The organism is Streptomyces lydicus (assembly GCF_000717345.1).
Taxonomy (GTDB): Bacteria; Actinomycetota; Actinomycetes; order Streptomycetales; family Streptomycetaceae; genus Streptomyces; species Streptomyces lydicus.
The window spans coordinates 21,244-39,117 of the sequence record NZ_JNZA01000052.1; the positions used below are offsets into that span (position 1 = coordinate 21,244).

General features: G+C 71.4%; 15 protein-coding genes. 7 read left to right on the forward strand and 8 right to left on the reverse strand.

Features of this window, described 5'->3' with window-relative positions; translation table 11 throughout:
• Nucleotides 1-33: 33 nt before the first annotated feature.
• The 5 genes from OO62_RS33425 to OO62_RS41600 form a co-directional block, all read right to left on the reverse strand.
• On the reverse strand, nucleotides 34-2,235 hold the full coding sequence (locus OO62_RS33425) for a 3-hydroxyacyl-CoA dehydrogenase NAD-binding domain-containing protein (protein WP_033271452.1): 2,202 nt from the start codon (nucleotides 2,233-2,235) through the stop codon (nucleotides 34-36).
• A gap of 32 nt (nucleotides 2,236-2,267) precedes the next feature.
• On the reverse strand, nucleotides 2,268-3,482 hold the full coding sequence (locus OO62_RS33430; protein ID WP_033271453.1) for an acetyl-CoA C-acetyltransferase: 1,215 nt from the start codon (nucleotides 3,480-3,482) through the stop codon (nucleotides 2,268-2,270).
• Between the two features lie 58 nt (nucleotides 3,483-3,540).
• Nucleotides 3,541-4,683, reverse strand: a complete 1,143-nt coding sequence (locus OO62_RS33435) for an acyl-CoA dehydrogenase family protein (RefSeq protein ID WP_033271466.1) — start codon at nucleotides 4,681-4,683, stop codon at nucleotides 3,541-3,543.
• A gap of 98 nt (nucleotides 4,684-4,781) precedes the next feature.
• Nucleotides 4,782-5,963 (reverse strand): CaiB/BaiF CoA transferase family protein, encoded by a 1,182-nt coding sequence (locus OO62_RS33440; RefSeq protein ID WP_033271454.1) that lies wholly within the window; start codon nucleotides 5,961-5,963, stop codon nucleotides 4,782-4,784.
• A 178-nt stretch (nucleotides 5,964-6,141) separates the two neighbouring features.
• Nucleotides 6,142-6,384, reverse strand: a complete 243-nt coding sequence (locus tag OO62_RS41600) for a hypothetical protein (RefSeq protein WP_129322892.1) — start codon at nucleotides 6,382-6,384, stop codon at nucleotides 6,142-6,144.
• An 82-nt stretch (nucleotides 6,385-6,466) separates the two neighbouring features.
• On the opposite strand from OO62_RS41600, the gene OO62_RS33445 reads away from it, so the two are divergent.
• Complete coding sequence (locus OO62_RS33445; RefSeq protein WP_033271467.1) at nucleotides 6,467-7,207, forward strand: MgtC/SapB family protein; 741 nt, start codon at nucleotides 6,467-6,469, stop codon at nucleotides 7,205-7,207.
• A gap of 31 nt (nucleotides 7,208-7,238) precedes the next feature.
• On the opposite strand, the gene OO62_RS33450 is transcribed toward OO62_RS33445, so the two are convergent.
• Nucleotides 7,239-8,684 (reverse strand): sialate:H+ symport family MFS transporter, encoded by a 1,446-nt coding sequence (locus OO62_RS33450; protein WP_241691870.1) that lies wholly within the window; start codon nucleotides 8,682-8,684, stop codon nucleotides 7,239-7,241.
• A 483-nt stretch (nucleotides 8,685-9,167) separates the two neighbouring features.
• Here OO62_RS33450 and OO62_RS33455 point away from each other — a divergent pair, with 483 nt between their 5' ends.
• A complete protein-coding gene (locus OO62_RS33455; RefSeq protein WP_033271455.1) occupies nucleotides 9,168-10,358 on the forward strand; it encodes a saccharopine dehydrogenase family protein in 1,191 nt (396 codons plus the stop codon).
• 31 nt (nucleotides 10,359-10,389) lie between these two features.
• On the opposite strand, the gene OO62_RS33460 is transcribed toward OO62_RS33455, so the two are convergent.
• Complete coding sequence (locus tag OO62_RS33460) at nucleotides 10,390-11,094, reverse strand: endonuclease V (RefSeq protein WP_033271456.1); 705 nt, start codon at nucleotides 11,092-11,094, stop codon at nucleotides 10,390-10,392.
• A gap of 141 nt (nucleotides 11,095-11,235) precedes the next feature.
• On the opposite strand from OO62_RS33460, the gene OO62_RS33465 reads away from it, so the two are divergent.
• Together OO62_RS33465 and OO62_RS33470 are read left to right on the forward strand one after the other, a co-directional pair.
• Nucleotides 11,236-12,660 (forward strand): amidase, encoded by a 1,425-nt coding sequence (locus OO62_RS33465; protein ID WP_033271457.1) that lies wholly within the window; start codon nucleotides 11,236-11,238, stop codon nucleotides 12,658-12,660.
• 85 nt (nucleotides 12,661-12,745) lie between these two features.
• Complete coding sequence (locus tag OO62_RS33470; RefSeq protein ID WP_033271458.1) at nucleotides 12,746-13,045, forward strand: YciI family protein; 300 nt, start codon at nucleotides 12,746-12,748, stop codon at nucleotides 13,043-13,045.
• A gap of 73 nt (nucleotides 13,046-13,118) precedes the next feature.
• Here the strand turns inward: OO62_RS33470 and OO62_RS33475 are convergent, their stop codons facing one another.
• Nucleotides 13,119-14,597 carry a sugar porter family MFS transporter gene (locus OO62_RS33475; RefSeq protein WP_033271459.1) on the reverse strand — a complete coding sequence of 493 codons (1,479 nt, stop codon included), beginning with the start codon at nucleotides 14,595-14,597 and terminating at the stop codon, nucleotides 13,119-13,121.
• A 369-nt stretch (nucleotides 14,598-14,966) separates the two neighbouring features.
• Here OO62_RS33475 and OO62_RS33480 point away from each other — a divergent pair, with 369 nt between their 5' ends.
• The 3 genes from OO62_RS33480 to OO62_RS33490 all read left to right on the forward strand — a co-directional run bounded on the left by OO62_RS33480 (nucleotide 14,967) and on the right by OO62_RS33490 (nucleotide 17,693).
• Nucleotides 14,967-15,872 (forward strand): SIS domain-containing protein, encoded by a 906-nt coding sequence (locus OO62_RS33480; RefSeq protein WP_033271460.1) that lies wholly within the window; start codon nucleotides 14,967-14,969, stop codon nucleotides 15,870-15,872.
• A 65-nt stretch (nucleotides 15,873-15,937) separates the two neighbouring features.
• The gene (locus OO62_RS33485; protein ID WP_033271461.1) at nucleotides 15,938-16,819 is read left to right on the forward strand and encodes a class II fructose-bisphosphate aldolase; all 882 of its coding nucleotides are present in this window, start codon (nucleotides 15,938-15,940) and stop codon (nucleotides 16,817-16,819) included.
• Between the two features lie 70 nt (nucleotides 16,820-16,889).
• Nucleotides 16,890-17,693, forward strand: a complete 804-nt coding sequence (locus OO62_RS33490; protein WP_033271462.1) for a DeoR/GlpR family DNA-binding transcription regulator — start codon at nucleotides 16,890-16,892, stop codon at nucleotides 17,691-17,693.
• Nucleotides 17,694-17,874: the final 181 nt, after the last annotated feature.

A 17,874-nucleotide genomic window follows, 5' to 3' on the forward strand; every position in this document is an offset into this window, starting at 1 on the left:
GGGGCGGGCCGCCGTGGCCCGCCCCGAGACCGGTCAGTCGCTGAACTTCTCGCCCTTTTCGGCCTTGTCGATCAGCAGCGCGGGCGGGGCGAAGCGGTCGCCGTAGGCCGCCTGCAGCTCACGGGCGCGGGCCACGAACCCGGGCAGACCGACCAGGTCCTCCCGCTCCGGCCCGCCCTGGTAGCCGTTGATGTACTGGAGCACGCCGCCGGTCCAGCCCGGGAAGCCGATCCCGAAGATGGAGCCGATGTTGGCGTCGGCGACAGAGGTGAGGACGCCCTCCTCGAAGCAGCGGACGGTGTCCAGTGCCTCGGAGAACAGCATCCGCTCCTGCATGTCCTTGAAGGGGATGCCGGCCCCCTCCTTGGCGAAGTGCTCGCGCAGGCCCGGCCACAGGCCGGCGCGCTTGCCGTCCTCGCCGTACTCGTAGAAGCCGGCACCGCCGCTGCGGCCGGGGCGCCCGAACTCGTCGACCATCCGGTCGATGACCTCGTCGGCCGGGTGCGGCTGCCAGGTGCCGCCGGCCTCCTCGGCCGCCCGCCTGGTCTCCTCGCGGATCTTGCGGGGCAGCGTCAGGGTCAGCTCGTCCATCAGCGACAGCACCTTGGCCGGGTAGCCGGCCTGGGCGGCGGCCTGCTCGACGGAGGCCGGGTCGAGGCCCTCGCCGACCATCGCCACGCCTTCGTTGATGAAGTGGCCGATGACCCGGGAGGTGAAGAAGCCGCGGGAGTCATTGACGACGATCGGGGTCTTCTTGATCTGGCGGACCAGGTCGAAGGCGCGGGCCAGCGCCTCGTCGCCGGTCCGCCCGCCCTTGATGATCTCCACCAGCGGCATCTTGTCGACCGGCGAGAAGAAGTGCAGCCCGATGAAGTCCTGGTCGCGCTCCACGCCCTCGGCCAGCAGCGTGATGGGGAGGGTCGAGGTGTTCGAGCACAGCAGCGCGTCGGGCGCGACGATGTGCTGGATCTCCTTGAACACCTTGCGCTTGAGGGCGACGTCCTCGAAGACCGCCTCGATGACGGCGTCACAGCCCGCGAGGTCGCTGGGCTCGGCGGTGGGCGTGATGCGCGCCAGCAGCTCGTCGCGCTTCTGCTCGGTCGTACGGCCCCGGGAGAGCGCCTTGGCGAGCAGCCCCTCCGCGTACGCCTTGCCCTTCCGTGCCGCCTCCGGGGTGACGTCCTTGAGGACCACCTGGATGCCGGCCTTGGCGCAGGCGTAGGCGATGCCCGCGCCCATCATGCCGGCGCCGAGGACCGCGACCTTCTCGACCTTGCGGGGCTCGATGTCCTTGGGGCGGTTGGCGCCGGAGTTGACGGCCTGGAGGTCGAAGAAGAACGCCTGGATCATGTTCTTGGAGATCTGGCCGGTCACCAGCTCGACGAAGTACCGCGCCTCGATGGTCTGCGCGGTCTCGAAGTCGACCTGGGAGCCCTCGACGGCCGCGGCGAGGATGTTGCGCGGCGCCGGGTACGGGGCGCCGTTCAGCTGCTTCTTGAGGTTGGCGGGGAACGCCGGGAGGTTGGCCGCGAACTTCGGCTGGGCGGGCGTGCCGCCGGGGATGCGGTACCCCTTCACGTCCCAGGGCTGCTGGGACTCGGGGTGCTCGTCGACGAAGGCGCGGGCCTTGGCGAGCAGTTCCTCGGGGGTGGCCGCGACGTCGTGGATCAGCCCGGCTTCCTTGGCGCGCGGGGCGCTGTACTGGGTGCCCTGGAGCAGCACCTTCAGCAGCGCGTCGGCGATGCCGAGCAGCCGGACCGTGCGGGTGACACCGCCGGCGGCGGGCAGCAGGCCGAGGGTGACCTCGGGCAGGCCGATCTTGGTGCCGGGGGTGTCGAGGGCGACGCGGTGGTGGCAGGCGAGCGCGATCTCGTAACCGCCGCCCAGCGCCGCGCCGTTGATGGCGGCGACGACGGGCTTGCCGAGCGTTTCGATGCGGCGCAGGTCGCGCTTGATGCCGTTGCCCGACTCGAAGGCCCGCTGGGCCTGGGCGGGGGTGACGGCGATCAGGTCGCGCAGGTCGCCGCCGGCGAAGAAGGTCTTCTTCGCGGAGGTGAAGATGATGCCGCGGATGCTGTCCTTCTCGGCCTCCAGGCGGTCGGCGACCGCGGTGAGGGAGGTCTTGAAGGCGTTGTTCATGGTGTTGGCGGACTGGTCGGGGTCGTCCAGGACCAGGGTGACGATGCCGGTCTCGTCCTGTTCCCAGCGGATGGTCAAAGCGGCGGATTCACTCATGGTGCGTTCTCCGTTGTGGGTGGGACGAGGGGTCAGAGGCGCTCGATGACGGTGGCGATGCCCATGCCGCCGCCGACGCAGAGGGTGGCCAGGCCGTAGCGCTTGTCCTGCCGCTCCAGCTCGTCGATGAGGGTGCCGAGGATCATCGCGCCGGTGGCGCCCAGCGGGTGGCCCATGGCGATGGCGCCGCCGTTGACGTTGACCTTGTCCAGGCTCAGGCCCATGTCCTTGACGAAGCGCAGTACGACGGCGGCGAACGCCTCGTTGATCTCGACCAGGTCGATGTCGTCGATGGTCAGCCCGGCCTTGGCCAGCGCCTTGCGGCTGGCGGGCGCGGGGCCGGTGAGCATGATCGTGGGCTCGGAGCCGGAGACCGCGGCCGCGAGGATGCGGGCCCGCGGGGTGAGGCCGTAGCGCTCGCCGACCTCCTTGGAGCCGATGGCGACGAGCGCCGCGCCGTCCACGATGCCGGAGGCGTTGCCGGCGTGGTGGACGTGGTCGATCTTCTCGACCCAGTGGTACTTCTGCAGGGCGACCGCGTCGAAGCCGCCGGCGTCGCCGATGGTGGCGAAGGACGGCTTGAGGCCGGCGAGGGAGTCCGCGGTGGTGCCGGGGCGCATGTGCTCGTCGTGGTCGAGGACGACCAGGCCGTTGCGGTCGCGCACCGGGACCACGGAGCGGTCGAAGCGGCCGTCCTTCCACGCCTCGGCAGCGCGCTCCTGGGAGAGCGCGGCGAACTCGTCGACGTCGCGCCGGCTGTAGCCCTCAAGGGTGGCGATGAGGTCGGCGCCGATGCCCTGGGGGACGAAGCCGGTGTCGAAGTTGGTCATCGGGTCGGCGAACCAGGCGCCGCCGTCGGAGGCCATCGGGACCCGCGACATGGATTCGACGCCGCCCGCCAGGACCAGGTCCTCCCAGCCCGAACGCACCTTGGCGGCGGCCATGTTGACGGCTTCGAGGCCCGACGCGCAGAAGCGGTTCTCCTGTACGCCGGCGACGGTGTCGGGCAGCCCCGCGGCGATCGCCGCGATCCGGGCGATGTCGGAGCCCTGGTCGCCGACCGGTCCGACGACGCCGAGCACGATGTCGTCGATGGCGGCGGGGTCGAGGCCCGGGAAGCGGTTGCGCACTTCGTGGATCAGGCCGACGACCAGGTCGATCGGCTTGGTGCCGTGCAGTGCGCCATTGGCCTTGCCGCGGCCGCGCGGGGTGCGGATCGCGTCGTATACGTACGCTTCGGTGCTCACTGGTATGCCTTTCTGGCGGGGGTCGGGGGGCTGTCCCCGGGAGGACACAGCGCGGAGGTCAGCCGAGCAGCGAGCGCCCGATGATCTCCTTCATGATTTCGGTCGTCCCGCCGTAGATGGTCTGGATGCGGCCGTCGGTGAAGGCCCTGGCGACGCGGTACTCGGTCATGTAGCCGTATCCGCCGTGCAGTTGCAGACAGCGGTCGGCGACGCGCTTCTGGAGTTCGGTGGCCCACCACTTGGCCATCGACGCGTGGACGGCGTCGAGTTTGCCGTCCGAGTGGTCGACGATGCAGCGGTCGAGGAAGGTGCGGGTGACGGCGCACTCCGTGGCCATCTCGGCTATCTCGAAGCGGATGTGCTGAAGCTTCGACAGCGGCCGCCCGAACGCCTCGCGCTCCTTGACGTAGTCGGTGGTGATCTCCAGCAGGTGTTCGGCGGCGGCGATCCCGGCGACGGCTATGCCCATCCGCTCCTGGGCGAGGTTGGTCATCAGGTGGACGAACGCGCCGTTGAGCTCGCCGAGCAGGTTCTCCTTGGGGACCCGTACGTCGTTGAAGAACAGCTCGGCGGTGTCCTGGGACTTCTGGCCGATCTTGTCGAGGTTCCGGCCGCGCTCGAAGCCGTCCGTGCCCCGCTCCACGACCAGCAGCGACAGCCCGTGCGCACCGCCCTCGGGAGTGGTCTTGGCCACGACGATGACGAGGTCGGCGAGGATGCCGTTGGAGATGAAGGTCTTGGATCCGTTGAGCAGCCAGTGGTCGCCGCGGTCCTCGGCGGTGGTGCGGATGCCCTGGAGGTCGGAGCCCGCGCCGGGCTCGGTCATGGCGATGGCGGTGATGATCTCGCCGCTGCAGAAGCCGGGCAGCCATCGGCGCTTCTGCTCGTCGGTGCCGAGGGAGGTGAGGTAGGGGCCGATGATGTCGTTGTGCAGGCCCAGCGCCAGTCCGGCGGCGCCCGCGCGGGTGAACTCCTCGGCGAGGACCGCACTGTAGCGGAAGTCGGGGTTGCCGCCGCCGCCGTACTCCTCGGGCACGGCCAGCCCCAGCAGTCCCTGTCTGCCGGCCGCGCGCCAGGCGTCCCGGCTGACGATGCCGTCCTTCTCCCACTGCTCGTAGTACGGCGTGACCTCCTTGGCGAGGAAGGTGCGTACCGTCTCGCGGAAGGCCGCGTGGTCCTCGGTGAAGATCTGGCGCTGCATCTGCGCGGTCATCTCTGCGGGCCCTCCTCAGAGCCGGTTCTCGACGGTCTCGGTCTTCGTGGCGGGCTCCGGCCCCGCGGGGTGGCATCCGGGCATCGTCACGCCTGCCCGGCGCGGCGCGGGACGGCGGCCGGGGTGTCGGGCGGTCCGGCCGGTGCGGTGGCGAGCAGGCCGGGCGCCTGCCAGTCGCGGGCGATCTCCTCGGTGTCCGCGCCGGGCCGCGCGGGCGGTCGGCGGACCGCGGCGGGCGTACGCGAGAAGCGGGGGGCCGGCGCGGGCTGGGTGATGCCGTCGTGGTCGACGAAGGTGCCGCGGGCGGCGAGATGCGGGTGCTGCGGGGCCTCACGTAGCGACAGCACGGGCGCCACACAGGCGTCGGACTCCTCGAAGACCGCGGTCCATTCGTCTCTCGTCCGGGTCTTGAAGCGGGCGGCGATGGCCGTACGGAGGTCGTCCCAGGCGGCGAGATCGTCCCGGCCGGGCGCCTCGTCCTCGATGCCCAGCAGGCGGATGAACTCGCCGTAGAACCGCTTCTCCAGCGCCCCGACCGCCATGTAACCGCCGTCGGCGGTCTCGTAGGTGCCGTAGAACGGCGTCCCGCCGTCCAGCAGGTTGGCCCCGCGGCGGTCCTGCCACCCGCCTGCCGCCAGCATGCCGTGGATCATCGCCGTCAGATGGGCCGTGCCGTCGACGATCGCGGCGTCCACGACCTGGCCCGCGCCGCCCTCGGCGCGGGCGTGCTGCAGGGCGGCGAGGACGCCGATGACGAGGTAGAGGGAGCCGCCGGCGAAGTCGCCGAGGAGGTTGGCGGGGATGGCGGGCGGGCCGTCGGGCGGGCCGATCATGCCCAGGGCTCCCGTGATGGCGATGTAGCCGATGTCGTGGCCCGCGGTGTCGGCGAGCGGGCCCTGCTGGCCCCAGCCGGTCATCCGGCCGTAGACGAGCCGGGGGTTGCGCGCCAGGCACTCCTCCGGGCCCACGCCGAGCCGCTCGGCCACACCCGGGCGGTACCCCTCCACCAGCACATCGGCTCGCTCGGCGAGCTCCAGTACCTGGGCGACCCCGTCCGGCGTCTTCAGGTCCACCAGCACCGAGCGTTTGTTGCGGTTGGTGACGTCGTACGCGGGGTCGATGCGCAGCCCGGCGCCTCCGGGCCGGTCGACACGGACGACGTCGGCGCCGAGATCGGCCAGCAGCATGGCCGCGAAGGGGCCGGGGCCGATGCCGGCGAGTTCGACCACCCGCACCCCGCTCAGCGGGCCGTTCCCTGACTCCGTCATCGCGCCCCATGCCCTTCCGCACTGTGACACTTCTGATGTAACACTCATGATGTTAAGAACGTGTTCCACTTTCCACAAGACCCCCGTGCCTCGTGGCAACCGCGGAAAAGGCCCGCGCCGACGAGGCTTGCTCACCCTCGCCGTCACGGGCCTTCGCGCGCCGTATGCCGCTGCGCCGCTATCCCCCGTCGAGCTCGGCGATGAGCTTCTTCGGGGCTATGCCGCGGGACGACTCCGCCGTCCGGTCGCAGCGCAGCTCGGCCGGCGGGGCGCTCCGCTCCGCTACCGGGACCCGCGTCCGCTCCCGTACCGCCGTCGACTGCCGCACCGCCGTGTTCATGCGCTCCTCCGCTTCCGTCCCCCGTACGGCACCCTCTGCGATGCCGCCCGGCGCCGCGCTCGCCGCGCGCGGGCCGGTCAACGCATTCCACGCTAACGGCGGCCACTGACAACGGCCCGCGCAGCGCCGGGGGCCCGGCTCCGGCGGGGAGACAATGGGCGCCATGTCCCCCTCGCAACTCGCCGCCGCGCTGTTCGACTTCCACGCCGGCCAGGGGCTGCGCCAGTTCACCGAGCTCGCGCTCGCGCTGGTGCTGTCCTCGCTGATCGGCCTCGAACGCGAGGCCAAGCAGAAGAGCGCGGGCCTGCGCACCCACACGCTCGTCGGCGTGGGCAGCGCACTGTTCATGGAGGTGTCGATCCACGGCTTCGGGGCGCTGCTGGGTGTCGACGGCGTGTCGCTCGACCCGTCCCGGGTCGCCGCGCAGGTCGTCTCGGGCATCGGCTTCATCGGCGGTGGCTTGATCTTCGTCAGGAAGGACGCGGTCCGCGGGCTGACGACGGCCGCCACCATCTGGCTGACCTGCGCGATCGGCATGGCGTGCGGCGGCGGCCTGCCGCTGCTCGCCATCGGTTGCACCGCGGTGCACTTCCTCATCGTCCGCGGCTTCTCGAAGGTCTCGGACCTGATCCCGTCGAAGCCGTCCTTCACCCGCACCGACCTGCGCGTCCTGTACCGCCCGCACCACGGACTGCTGGGACGGATGTTGGAGCTGTGCACCAGCAGCGGCTTCCGGGTGACCGACGTCCAGCTGGACACCGGCGACGAGGAGCCCGCGGGTGAGGCCGAGGTGATGCTCCGTCTGGAGGGCGTCGCGCCCACGTATCCGCTGGTCGAGTCGGTGGCCGAGCTGGACGGCGTGCGCTGGGTGGGGCTCGGGCAGCCGGCCGACCACACCGAGTGACACCGGGCGCCCGTCCCGCCCCCGGGAGCCGCTACACCGAGCCGGACGACACCGCCCCGGCGCCCGGACCGCCCCGATCCGTCGCCGAGGGGACGGCGGCCGCTCCCCCGCTCTCCGGGACGAGGTGGTCGTCCGGCGCCTGACGGTCCACCAGCCGGCCCAGCCGCTGGGGCACGTTGCCGCCCACCAGGAGGATGACGACGAGCGTCAGCCCGAAGGTGAGCACCGCGAGCGCCCTCCCCAGGCTCATGCCTTCGGCCAGATGGGCACCAAGGACGGGTGCCACCGCCCCGCCCAGTGCTCCGACGTTGTAGACGAGGCCCAGAGAGGCGGCGCGGGTCGCGGTCGGGAAATGACCCGCGAGGTACTTCGGCAGGATGCCGGAGATGCCCTGGCCGAGCGCGAGCAGCCCGAAGACCAGCACACCGAGCGCCGGCAGGCTGTCGCGCACCGCGAAGACCGGGAAGACGAAGGTGAGGGAGGCCAGCAGGGTGCCCGCGTAGGCGCGCCGGGTGCCGAACCGGTCACCGACGAAGCCCGCCAGCCAGCAGCCCGCCATCGTGCCGAAGCCCGCGTAGAACATCACGTCGGTGACCTGCGCCGGGTCGTACCCGAGGTCGGTCTTGAGGTAGGTGGGCAGCAGCGCCTGAACGGGCCAGCTGTAGAGGAACGCACAGAACACCGTCACCATCAGGGACACGTACAGCAGCCATCCCCGGCGCCCTCCCAGCTGCACGGCGAAGGCGATCAGGCAGAGCGCGGCGACGGCTGACAGCCAGGGGACGTACCCCGCCCCGACGGGCGTGAAGACGCAGAACAGCGCGACCGAGGCGACCGCCGCCAGGACCGTGTTGCCCCAGGCGCGGGCACGTCCGGCGAAGAGCGGGCGGAACGGATTCGGACGGTCCGCCTCCGGTCCGGCCGCACCGATCTCCCGCTGCCAGTCCCCGGCTTCCGGCAGCGACCTGCGCACCCAGAGGGCGACCAGGACGGGAAGGACACCGATCCAGAACATCCAGCGCCAGCCCCAGTGGGGCACCACCCACTTGTACAGCTCCGCCGCGATGATCGTGCCGCCCGCGTATCCCGAGATCAGGAAGCCGGAGGCGCGGTTGCGCCACCGGGTGGGCCAGGTCTCCAGCACATACGTCACGCCGGCGCTGTACTCCCCCGCCATGCCCAGGCCGATCACCAGCCGGGCGACGAACAGGCTGGTGTAGCCCCAGGCGAATCCGCAGGCGAAGGTGCCGAGCGAGTACAGCAGGATGCTGGTGATCATCGCGGCCTTGCGGCCGTACCGGTCTCCCAGCGCTCCCAGGACGGCGCCGCCCAGCCACCGGGTGATGAAGGCACCGGAGATCAGCGAGGCGGCGGTGGCGGTGCTGAGGTGGAAGTCCGCGGCGATGTCGGTCAGCACCAGCGTGATCAGGACGAAGTCGAAGCCGTCGAGGAGGTAGCCGATCCAGGCGGCGAACATCGCCTTCCACTGGCGCCGGGCGATCTCCCGGTACCAGCGCGGTGTCCGGTCGGGGGTGTCCAGAGGGCGCGTGATCACAACAGCCGGCCTCCTCCAGGCGTCGGCGGAAGGTGCGATGCGGCGAGTGCGGGGCGGCGCGGTGCGGTCGGGAGGAAGATGTGGTGCGCGGCGGGTGCGGGGCGCATCAGACGGACAACGAACGGACAGCAGAGCGCAATCCAGACATCGGACGTCCTACGTCATGGGTGCCACGGTGAATGTGGCCCTGCGGTGACGCCCTGTCAAGACTGCCCGCACGCCTGCCGTCCCCCTACCGCGCCGACCCGCCCGACACTCCCCCGGCACTCCCCGGCACCCTGACGTCGCCGGACGCCCCCGGGCGGAACCGCAGTGGCCAAGGGGGTGGCCGGACCCGTCGTTGACGGAGTGGCGGCCACTGCCTAGGGTCCGGACACCAGTCAAGGGTGGTTGAGAGGACGCGCGATGCGACGGCAGGACACCTCAGGACGGGCGTACGACCTGGTCCTCTACGGCGCGACCGGTTTCGCCGGAGCCCTCACCGCCGCGTACCTGGCCGAGCACGTCCCGGAGGGATGCCGCTGGGCACTGGCCGGACGCAACCTCACCAAACTGGAGCAACTGCGCGACCGGCTGGCGAAGCTCCACCCCGCCTGCGCCGAGGTGCCGCTGCTGCGGGCCGACAGCGGCGACCGGGAGGCGCTGCGCACCCTCGCCGCCGACACCCGGGTGGTGGCGACGACGGTCGGCCCGTATCTGCTTCACGGCGAGCCGCTCGTCGCCGCCTGCGCCGCCGCCGGCACCGACTACGTCGACCTCACGGGCGAGCCGGAATTCATCGACCGGATGTACCTGCGGCACGATGCGACGGCCCGCACCTCCGGCGCGCGCCTGGTACACGCCGGCGGCTTCGACTCCGTCCCGCACGACCTCGGCGTCCTCTACACGGTGGGGCTGCTCCCCGAAGGCGTCCCGCTACGCATCGACGGCTTCGTACGCTCCAACGCGACGTTCTCCGGCGGCACCCTGGCCTCCGCGCTGACCGTCGCCTCCCGCCCGGTGGCCATGGCCCGGGCGGCGCGCGAGCGGCAGCGGACGGAGCCGCGTCCGGCGGGCCGTACGATCCGCGCGCCGTTCGGCCCGCCTATCAGGAGCGGCGAGACCGGCACCTGGGGCGTACCGCTGCCCACCCTCGATCCGCAGATCATCGCCCGCTCCGCAGCCGCCCTGGACCGCTACGGGCCGGACTTCCGCTATCGCCACTACGCCGGTGTGCGGCGGCTGCCGATCGCCGTCGGCGGGGCCCTGGGGGCGGGTGCGCTGTGTGCGCTGGCCCAGGTGCCGCCCGCTCGGCGCTGGCTGTCGGGCCGTCTGGAGCCGGGCGACGGGCCGAGCCCGGAGCGCCGTGCGCGCAGCTGGTTCACGGTGCGCTTCGTCGCCTCCGGGGGCGGCAAACGCCTGATCACCGAGGTCTCGGGCGGCGACCCGGGCTACGACGAGACGGCGAAGATGCTCGCCGAGTCGGCGCTCAGCCTGGCCTTCGACGACCTGCCGGAGACCTCGGGACAGGTGACCACGGCGGTCGCCATGGGGGAGGCGCTGACGGCACGCCTCCAACAGGCGGGCATCGTCTTCCGCGTGGTCCGCGAGCAGTAGCCACGGCGCCCGCGGCCCGCTCCTCCGGGCGTCAGGCGTTCGCCAGGGCCTTCCGGCACAGCGCGTCGGCGGCCCGGGTCGTCTCCGGCAGCCGGTACGCGGCCGCCAGCCGGAGCGTGTGGGCGCAGGCCCGGTCGAGGTCGACCCGGTGCCCCACGGAGACGAAGACCGGCTTGACGCCCTTTTGGGTGCGCAGCGCGCGGCCGACCTCCTCGTCGCCGTCGAGGAGCGGGGAAGTCGCGCCGCGCTCCGGTCCCGGCGGGGCGTACCGGAAGGTGAAGGGGTTCTTGGCGACGCCGATGGTGGGCAGCCCGGTCAGCACCCCCAGGTGGCTGGCGAGCCCGAAGCGGCGCGGGTGCGCCAGCCCGTATCCGTCGCAGACCACAAGGTCAGGGGTGCGGGTGAGACGGGCGAGGGCGTCGATGACGGTGGGGATCTCGCGGAAGGCGAGCAGCCCGGGCACGTACGGGAAGGAGATCTGCCCGACGGCCGTGGCCTCGTCGGTGACAGCGAGGGTCCGGGCGTCCAGGGCGACGGCGGCCGCGGCGACGACATCACGCTCGTCGTCGTAGGCGACGTCCACCCCCACCACCGTGCCGGCGAAGCCCGGTTGCGGGCCGGACTCGTCGAGCCGTACGGAGGACCGCAACCGGTCCTGGACCGCGCGCGCCCGGGCCTCGTCGGACGGCCAGTGCCGCAGTTCGTCGTCGCAGGAGATCGTGCCGGGTGTGTCCATGGTGCCCTCACGCTACCGAACCGGTGAGCGAACCGGCGGCCGAGGACCGTCGCCCGGCTCGTTGTCAGTGGCCGTCGGTACGGTGAATGAGTACGCCCGCTCCGGTCCCTTCGCAGGGTGCCGACGCCGCCGGAGGTCCCCATGACCGACGCACTCCACCACCTCGACGCCACCGACCTCGCCGCCCGCCTGCGCCGGCGTGAGATCTCCGCCCGGGAGGTCGTACAGGCCCATCTGGACCGGATCGAGCGGGTCAATCCGGCCGTCAACGCCATCGTGACGCTCGACGCCGAGGGCGCGCTGGCCGCCGCCGCGGAGGCCGACGCACGCCTGGTCCGGGCGGCCGAGGTCCCGCCGCTGCACGGCCTGCCGATCGCCTTCAAGGACACCCACCTCACCCGCGGTATGCGCACGACGTTCGGCTCGCCGCTCTTCGCCGACCACGTCCCCGACGAGGACGATGTGGTGGTCGACCGCCTCCAGCGGGCCGGCGCGATCCGCCTCGGCAAGACCAACGTCCCTGAATTCGCCGCGGGTTCGCACACCTTCAACCGCGTTTTCGGTACGACCCGCAACCCGTACGACCCCACGCGCTCGGCGGGCGGCAGCAGTGGTGGTGCCGCCGCGGCACTGGCGGCCGGGCTGCAACCGCTCGCCGACGGCAGCGACATGGGCGGATCGCTGCGCAACCCGGCGTCCTTCTGCAACGTCGTCGGGCTGCGGCCGACACCGGGCCGCGTCCCTCCGCAGCCGGGCGGTGATCTCTGGGACACCCTGGCGGTCCCCGGCCCCATGGGGCGGACGGTCGCCGATACGGCGCTGCTGCTGTCGGCGATGGCCGGGCCGGACCCGCGCTGTCCGCTCAGTCTGGAGACACCCGGCGCGGCGTTCCGGGTGCCGCTCGACCGTGAGCTGCGCGGGTTGCGCGTCGCCTGGACACCTGACCTGGGCGGGCTCGCGCCGGCCGACCCGGACGTCCTCGCCGTTCTGGAGTCTCAGCTACGCGTCCTGGAGGAGCTGGGCTGGCGCGTCGACACCGCTTGCCCGGACCTCACCGGGGCCGATGAGACCTTCCGTACGCTGCGCGCCCACAGCTTCGACCTCGCCTTCGGCGGGCTGCTCGACGCCGACCGGGAGGCCCTCAAGCCGAGCCTCGCCCGGAATGTCGAGGAGGGCCGCCGGCTGACCACGGCCGACCTCGTCACGGCTACCGCGACCCGCAGCCGACTGCACCTGGAGACGCTGGATTTCTTCTCCCGGTACGACCTCCTGCTCGCCCCGGTCAGCCAGGTCACGCCGTTCGATGCGGAGCTGGAGTATCCCCAGGAGGTCGCGGGCCGGCCCACGAAGACGTATCTGGACTGGATGCGCTCCGCCTACCTGATCTCCGTTCTCGGTGTCCCCGCCCTCTCGGTTCCCGCGGGCTTCACACCGGCGGGCCTGCCAGTGGGAATGCAGTTCATAGGCCCGCCGCGCGCCGACCTCGCCGTCCTTCAGGCGGGTCATGCCTATGAGCGCGCGACACAGCACGGCCGACGCCGCCCCGGCCTCGGCGGGGCCCGCTGACTCACGCCCGACCTGCGCCGATACCCTGCGACGTCCGGGCAACCGGCCGGGAGGTGCCGCCGGCCACTCCTCTATATTTGCGCCCATGTTCGTACTGGAACTGACCTACACCGCACCCCTCGACCGCGTCGACGCCGTCCTCCAGGACCATGTGGAGTGGCTGCAGAAGGAGTACGCCGCAGGGCACTTCATCGCCGCCGGCCGCAAGGTCCCGCGGGACGGGGGCGTGATCCTCGCCGCCGGCGTCGACCGGGCGACCGTGGAACGGATCGTGGCCGAGGACCCGTTCACCCTGGCCGGGGTGTGCACGTACCGGATCACGGAGTTCGTGGCGACCACGACCGCACCGGCCCTGGAGGCGTACCGGGAGCAGCTGCCCTCCTGACCCTCCGTTGCGCGCAGACCGCGGGCACCCGACGGCGAACAGCCCACGGGTGCCCCTCGCGCGGGCTTCCGGGTCACGCGCTCGGCGGCGCCGGAGCACTGCCGAGCGCACTCGCACTCACGGGGTCCGGCGCCGGCGTCTGCGGCCAGCTCCCCCCGTTGCGCCAGTAGTCCTGGATCTCCTCCAACTGGCGGCCCTTGGTCTCGGGTGCGGTGACGGAGGCGAAGACCAGGGCGGCGAGGGCGAGGACCCCGAGGCCGGCGAAGGTCCGTGCCGCGCCCGCCCAGGCCATCAGCGAGGGGAAGAACTGGGCGATCAGGAGATTGGCGACGAGGTCGGCGGTGAGCATCACCGATGCTCCGGTGGAGCGCAGCTGGGCGGGGAACGCCTCGCTCGCATAGACCCAGATCAGCGACCCGAAACCGAAGTTGAAGGCCGCGGTGAAGAGCAGGATGGCGGCGAAGCCGACCCAGGTCGTGGTGCCCTGCAGAGTCCCCACCCCGAAGACCGCGGTCAGCACCGCGAGCATCAGCACCATGGTGCCGATACCGCACAGCAGCACCACGCGGCGCCCGAGCCGGTCGATGACGAGGAGGGCGAGCACCGTCGCGGCGAGCGAGGCGAGCTGTACGAAGGACGGCAGCAGGAAGCTCTGGCCCTCGCCGGTGAAGCCCATCTCCTCGAAGATCTGCGGGCTGTAGTACGTCACCGCGTTGATGCCGGTGATCTGGCAGAAGAAGCCGAGGCCGACGACGAAGAACGCGGCGCGGGCATAGGGCTTGCGCAGCAATGAGCGCACCGATCCGCCGCTCTCCTCTGCCAGCGCGGCACTCACCACCGCGACCTCCGTACGCGGATCGACGTCCGGGTCGGTCATCGCCATGACCTCGACGGCCCGCTCCGTACGCCCCTTGAGGACGTACCAGCGCGGGGTGTCCGGCAACCTGAGCAGCGGGATCAGCACGAGTGCCGCGGGGATCGCGGAGAGGCCGAGCATCCAGCGCCAGTGACCGCCGCCGGACAGGCCCCAGTTGACGAAGTAGGTGAGGACGATGCCGGCGACCGTGGCCACTTGATAAGCGGCTACGGAGGCCCCGCGGATCCGCGCCGGGGTGGATTCGGCGACGTAGAGGGGCGCGGCGACGATCGAGATGCCGATCGCGATGCCGAGCAGGAAGCGGACGATGTCCAGTACGAGGACGTTGGGCGCGAGCGCCGAGCAGGCGACGAACACGGCGTACGAGGCCGCGACGATCAGCATCGCGGCCTTGCGGCCGAGGGCGTCGGCGAGCTTGCCGCCGATCAGCGCGCCGACGATGGAGCCGAACACCAGGATGCTGTTGACGAGGCCCTTCTCGGCCTCGCTGAGGTGGAAGTCCTTGCTCAGGAACACCAGGGCCCCGGAGATGCTGCCGGTGTCGTAGCCGTAGATGACGCCTACGACGGCGCCGGTGAGCGCGAACAGCCGACCGGTGGGGCGTGCGGTCCGCGCGGACGGCGTGGGGGGCGTCGGTGGAGTCGGTGGCGTCGCGGAGACGGAGGCGATGGACATGAGACGTCCTTTGTGCGGCGGAGCGGCCTTACTGCAGGACTGACTGCACCTGCATGACTGATCTTGCGAGTATTCGGTCACTTTCACGCAACTGTCAACAGGCGATCTCGGCGCTTTCGCGCCCCTCGCGACCTGCACCCCCACCACCCCGATTCCCCCCGCCAGGGCGCCATTAGGCCCCCACCAGTACAGATAGGCATCTCCCCTCTCTGAAGCATCCACTCGTTCGAGGGATGGAACGCAAGCACGATTCTGCGTACAGTCGATTGCAGCAAGGCAGAAAGTTGCAGTTTCACGCAGACCAGCGGGGCGTCATTCCGCCGGTCGCTGGGTGAGCATCAGGCCGTTTCACACCACGGGAGGGTGGCCATGAGCGAGACCTCGTACATGGAGCAGGAACTACAGAGCCAGCCGGAGACCTGGCAGGAGGCCGCACGGATCGGCGCCGCAGCCGGCCCGCTGCCCCGGGCCGGACAGCGCGTCGCCGTGGTCGGCTGCGGCACCTCGTGGTTCATGGCGCAGTCCTACGCCGCACTGCGCGAGGGTGCCGGGCTCGGGGTCACGGACCCGTTCGCCGCTTCCGAGGCGTTCCTCGGCAGCGACCGCGGCTACGACGCGGTGGTCGCGATCACCCGCTCGGGCACGACCACCGAGGTGCTCCGCGTGCTCGACGCGGTCAAGGGGCGCATCCCGACGGTGACGCTCATCGGTGATCCCGAAACGCCGGCGGTCGCGCTCTCCGACGAGACGATCGCGCTGCCCTTCGCCGACGAGAAATCGGTGGTCCAGACCCGCTTCGCGACGACCGCGCTGACGCTGCTGCGGGCCCACCTGGGACAGGACACCTCCCAGGCCGTCGCCGATGCACAGGACGCCCTGGCCGCCCCCGTGGAGAAGGAGTTGGTGGACGCCGAGCAGTTCTCCTTCCTCGGCACGGGCTGGACCTACGGCCTCGCCAACGAGGCTGCCCTCAAGATGCGGGAGGCGTCGCAGAGTTGGACGGAGTCCTATCCGGCGATGGAGTACCGCCACGGCCCGATCGCGATAGCCGCACCGGGCCGGGTCACCTGGCTGTTCGGCCAGGCACCGGAGGGGCTTGAGGCCGACGTGGAGCGGACGGGCGCGCGCTTCGTGCGCCATGCACGTGACCCGCTGGCCGACTTGGTGCTGGTCCAGCGAGTGGCGCTGGAACGGGCCCGTGCCCGCGGCCTGGACCCCGACAACCCGCGCAGCCTGACGCGCTCCGTGATGCTCGAACCCTCGGCCGCCTCGTAGCCACCGCCCCCATCACCCACCCATACCAATTCAACTCGCCCCATCCGCAAGGGAGTCACCGTCCCATGCCCCTCGTTCCCACCTCCTCCATCGTCGACGCGGCGCGCGAGGCGCAGGTCGGCGCCGCTGCCTTCAACGTCATCCATCTGGAAACCGCCGAGGCCCTGGTCACCGCCGCCGAGCGCACCGGCATCCCGCTGATCCTCCAGATCAGCGAGAACTGCGTCCGCTATCACGGCAGCCTGCTGCCCCTCACCCGCGCCACCCTCGCCCTCGCCGAGGGCTCCAGTGCCAGGATCGCGGTGCACCTCGATCACATCACCGACGCGGAGTTGGTCCACCAGGGCATCTCCGCCGGAGTGGGGTCGGTCATGGTGGATGCGTCCGCACTCCCCTACGAGGAGAACGTCACCACCACCGCCGAACTGACCGCCTGGTGCCACGAACGGGGGGCGTACGTCGAGGCGGAACTCGGTGAGGTGGGCGGCAAGGACGGGGTACACGCGCCGGGGGTGCGCACGGACCCGGACGAGGCCCTGGCGTTCGTCCGCGCGACAGGGGTGGACGCCCTGGCCGTGGCCGTCGGCTCGTCGCATGCGATGCATCAGCGCACGGCCGTGCTGGACAAAGACCTCATCGCGGCGCTGCACCGGACACTGCCGGTGCCGCTGGTACTGCACGGATCCTCCGGAGTGCCGGACGACGAGCTGCGTCGCGCCATCGCCGCCGGCATGACGAAGATCAACATTTCGACCCATCTGGTCTCGGTCTTCACTCAGTCGATACGGCAGACGCTGGACGCGGATCCTTCACTGGTCGACTCCCGGAAGTACGTCAAGCCGGCCCGGGAGGCAGTGGCGGAGGAGGCCGCCCGGCTGCTGAGCGTGCTGGGCACTCCGGCGACCGTGCCGGGCCAGTACGCGGCCCAGGCCCCGGCCCGGGGCTGAGGCCGGACCCGGGGCCGGGCCGGACTGCCGGCGGGCATCGTGGCTGGTCGGAACGAATTAGGCTCGCGCTATGAAGCGCCATGAACGGATGAACGCCTTGCTCGAGCTGCTCGGGGAGCGGGGCCGGGTGGAGGTCGAGGAGGCGGCCACCGCTCTGGAGGTGTCGGCCGCCACGATGCGGCGCGACATGGACGCCCTGGCCGAGCAGCAGTTGCTGACCCGCACCCGGGGCGGTGCGGTGCTCAGCTCGGTGGCGTACGACCTGCCGATCCGCTACAAGCACGCGCACCGGTCGGAGGAGAAGGAGGCGGTGGCACGGGCCGCGGCGAAGCTGGTCGAGCGGGGGGATGTCGTCGGGCTGAGTGGTGGCACGACGACCACGGCCATCGCCCGGGTACTGGCCACACGTCCGGACTTCGCGGAGGCGGGCCCGCAGCCGCATCTGACGATCGTCACCAATTCCCTCAACATCGCCAATGAGCTGGCCGTACGACCGCAGATCAAGATTGTGCTCACGGGAGGGGTGGCTCACTCGCGGTCGTTCGAACTGGTGGGTCCGTTCAGCGAGTTGGTGCTGCAGCAGATCTCCGTCGACATCGCGTTCATCGGGGCCAACGGCGTGGACCCGATGATGGGGGCGACGGTGCATGACGAGGCGGAGGCCCGCGTCAACCGTCTGATGGCCGAGCGCGCCCGGCGGGCGGTGATCGTCGCGGACTCCTCGAAGATCGGCGAACGGTGCTTCGCCCGCGTCGGCGACGCGGATGTCTTCGACACGTTCATCACGGACAGCGGCGCGCGGGAGGCAACCCGCCGCGAGTTCGCGGACCGGGGCCTGAAGGTGGTGACGGCCCGGCCGTCCGTCGCCGAGTGAGGCGGATCGAGAGGCAGGGCCACCGATAGGGGCACATATCTGGGCTATGGCGGGGCCGTCGGTGTCGGTGACGGTGCTGTCGGTGTCGGTGTCCGCACTGTCGGTTCCGTGGCGGTGCGTCGGCTTCCGTGGCCGGCGCGCTCGGTTTCCGTGGCGTCGGGGGTGGGGCGAGGGGGAGGGT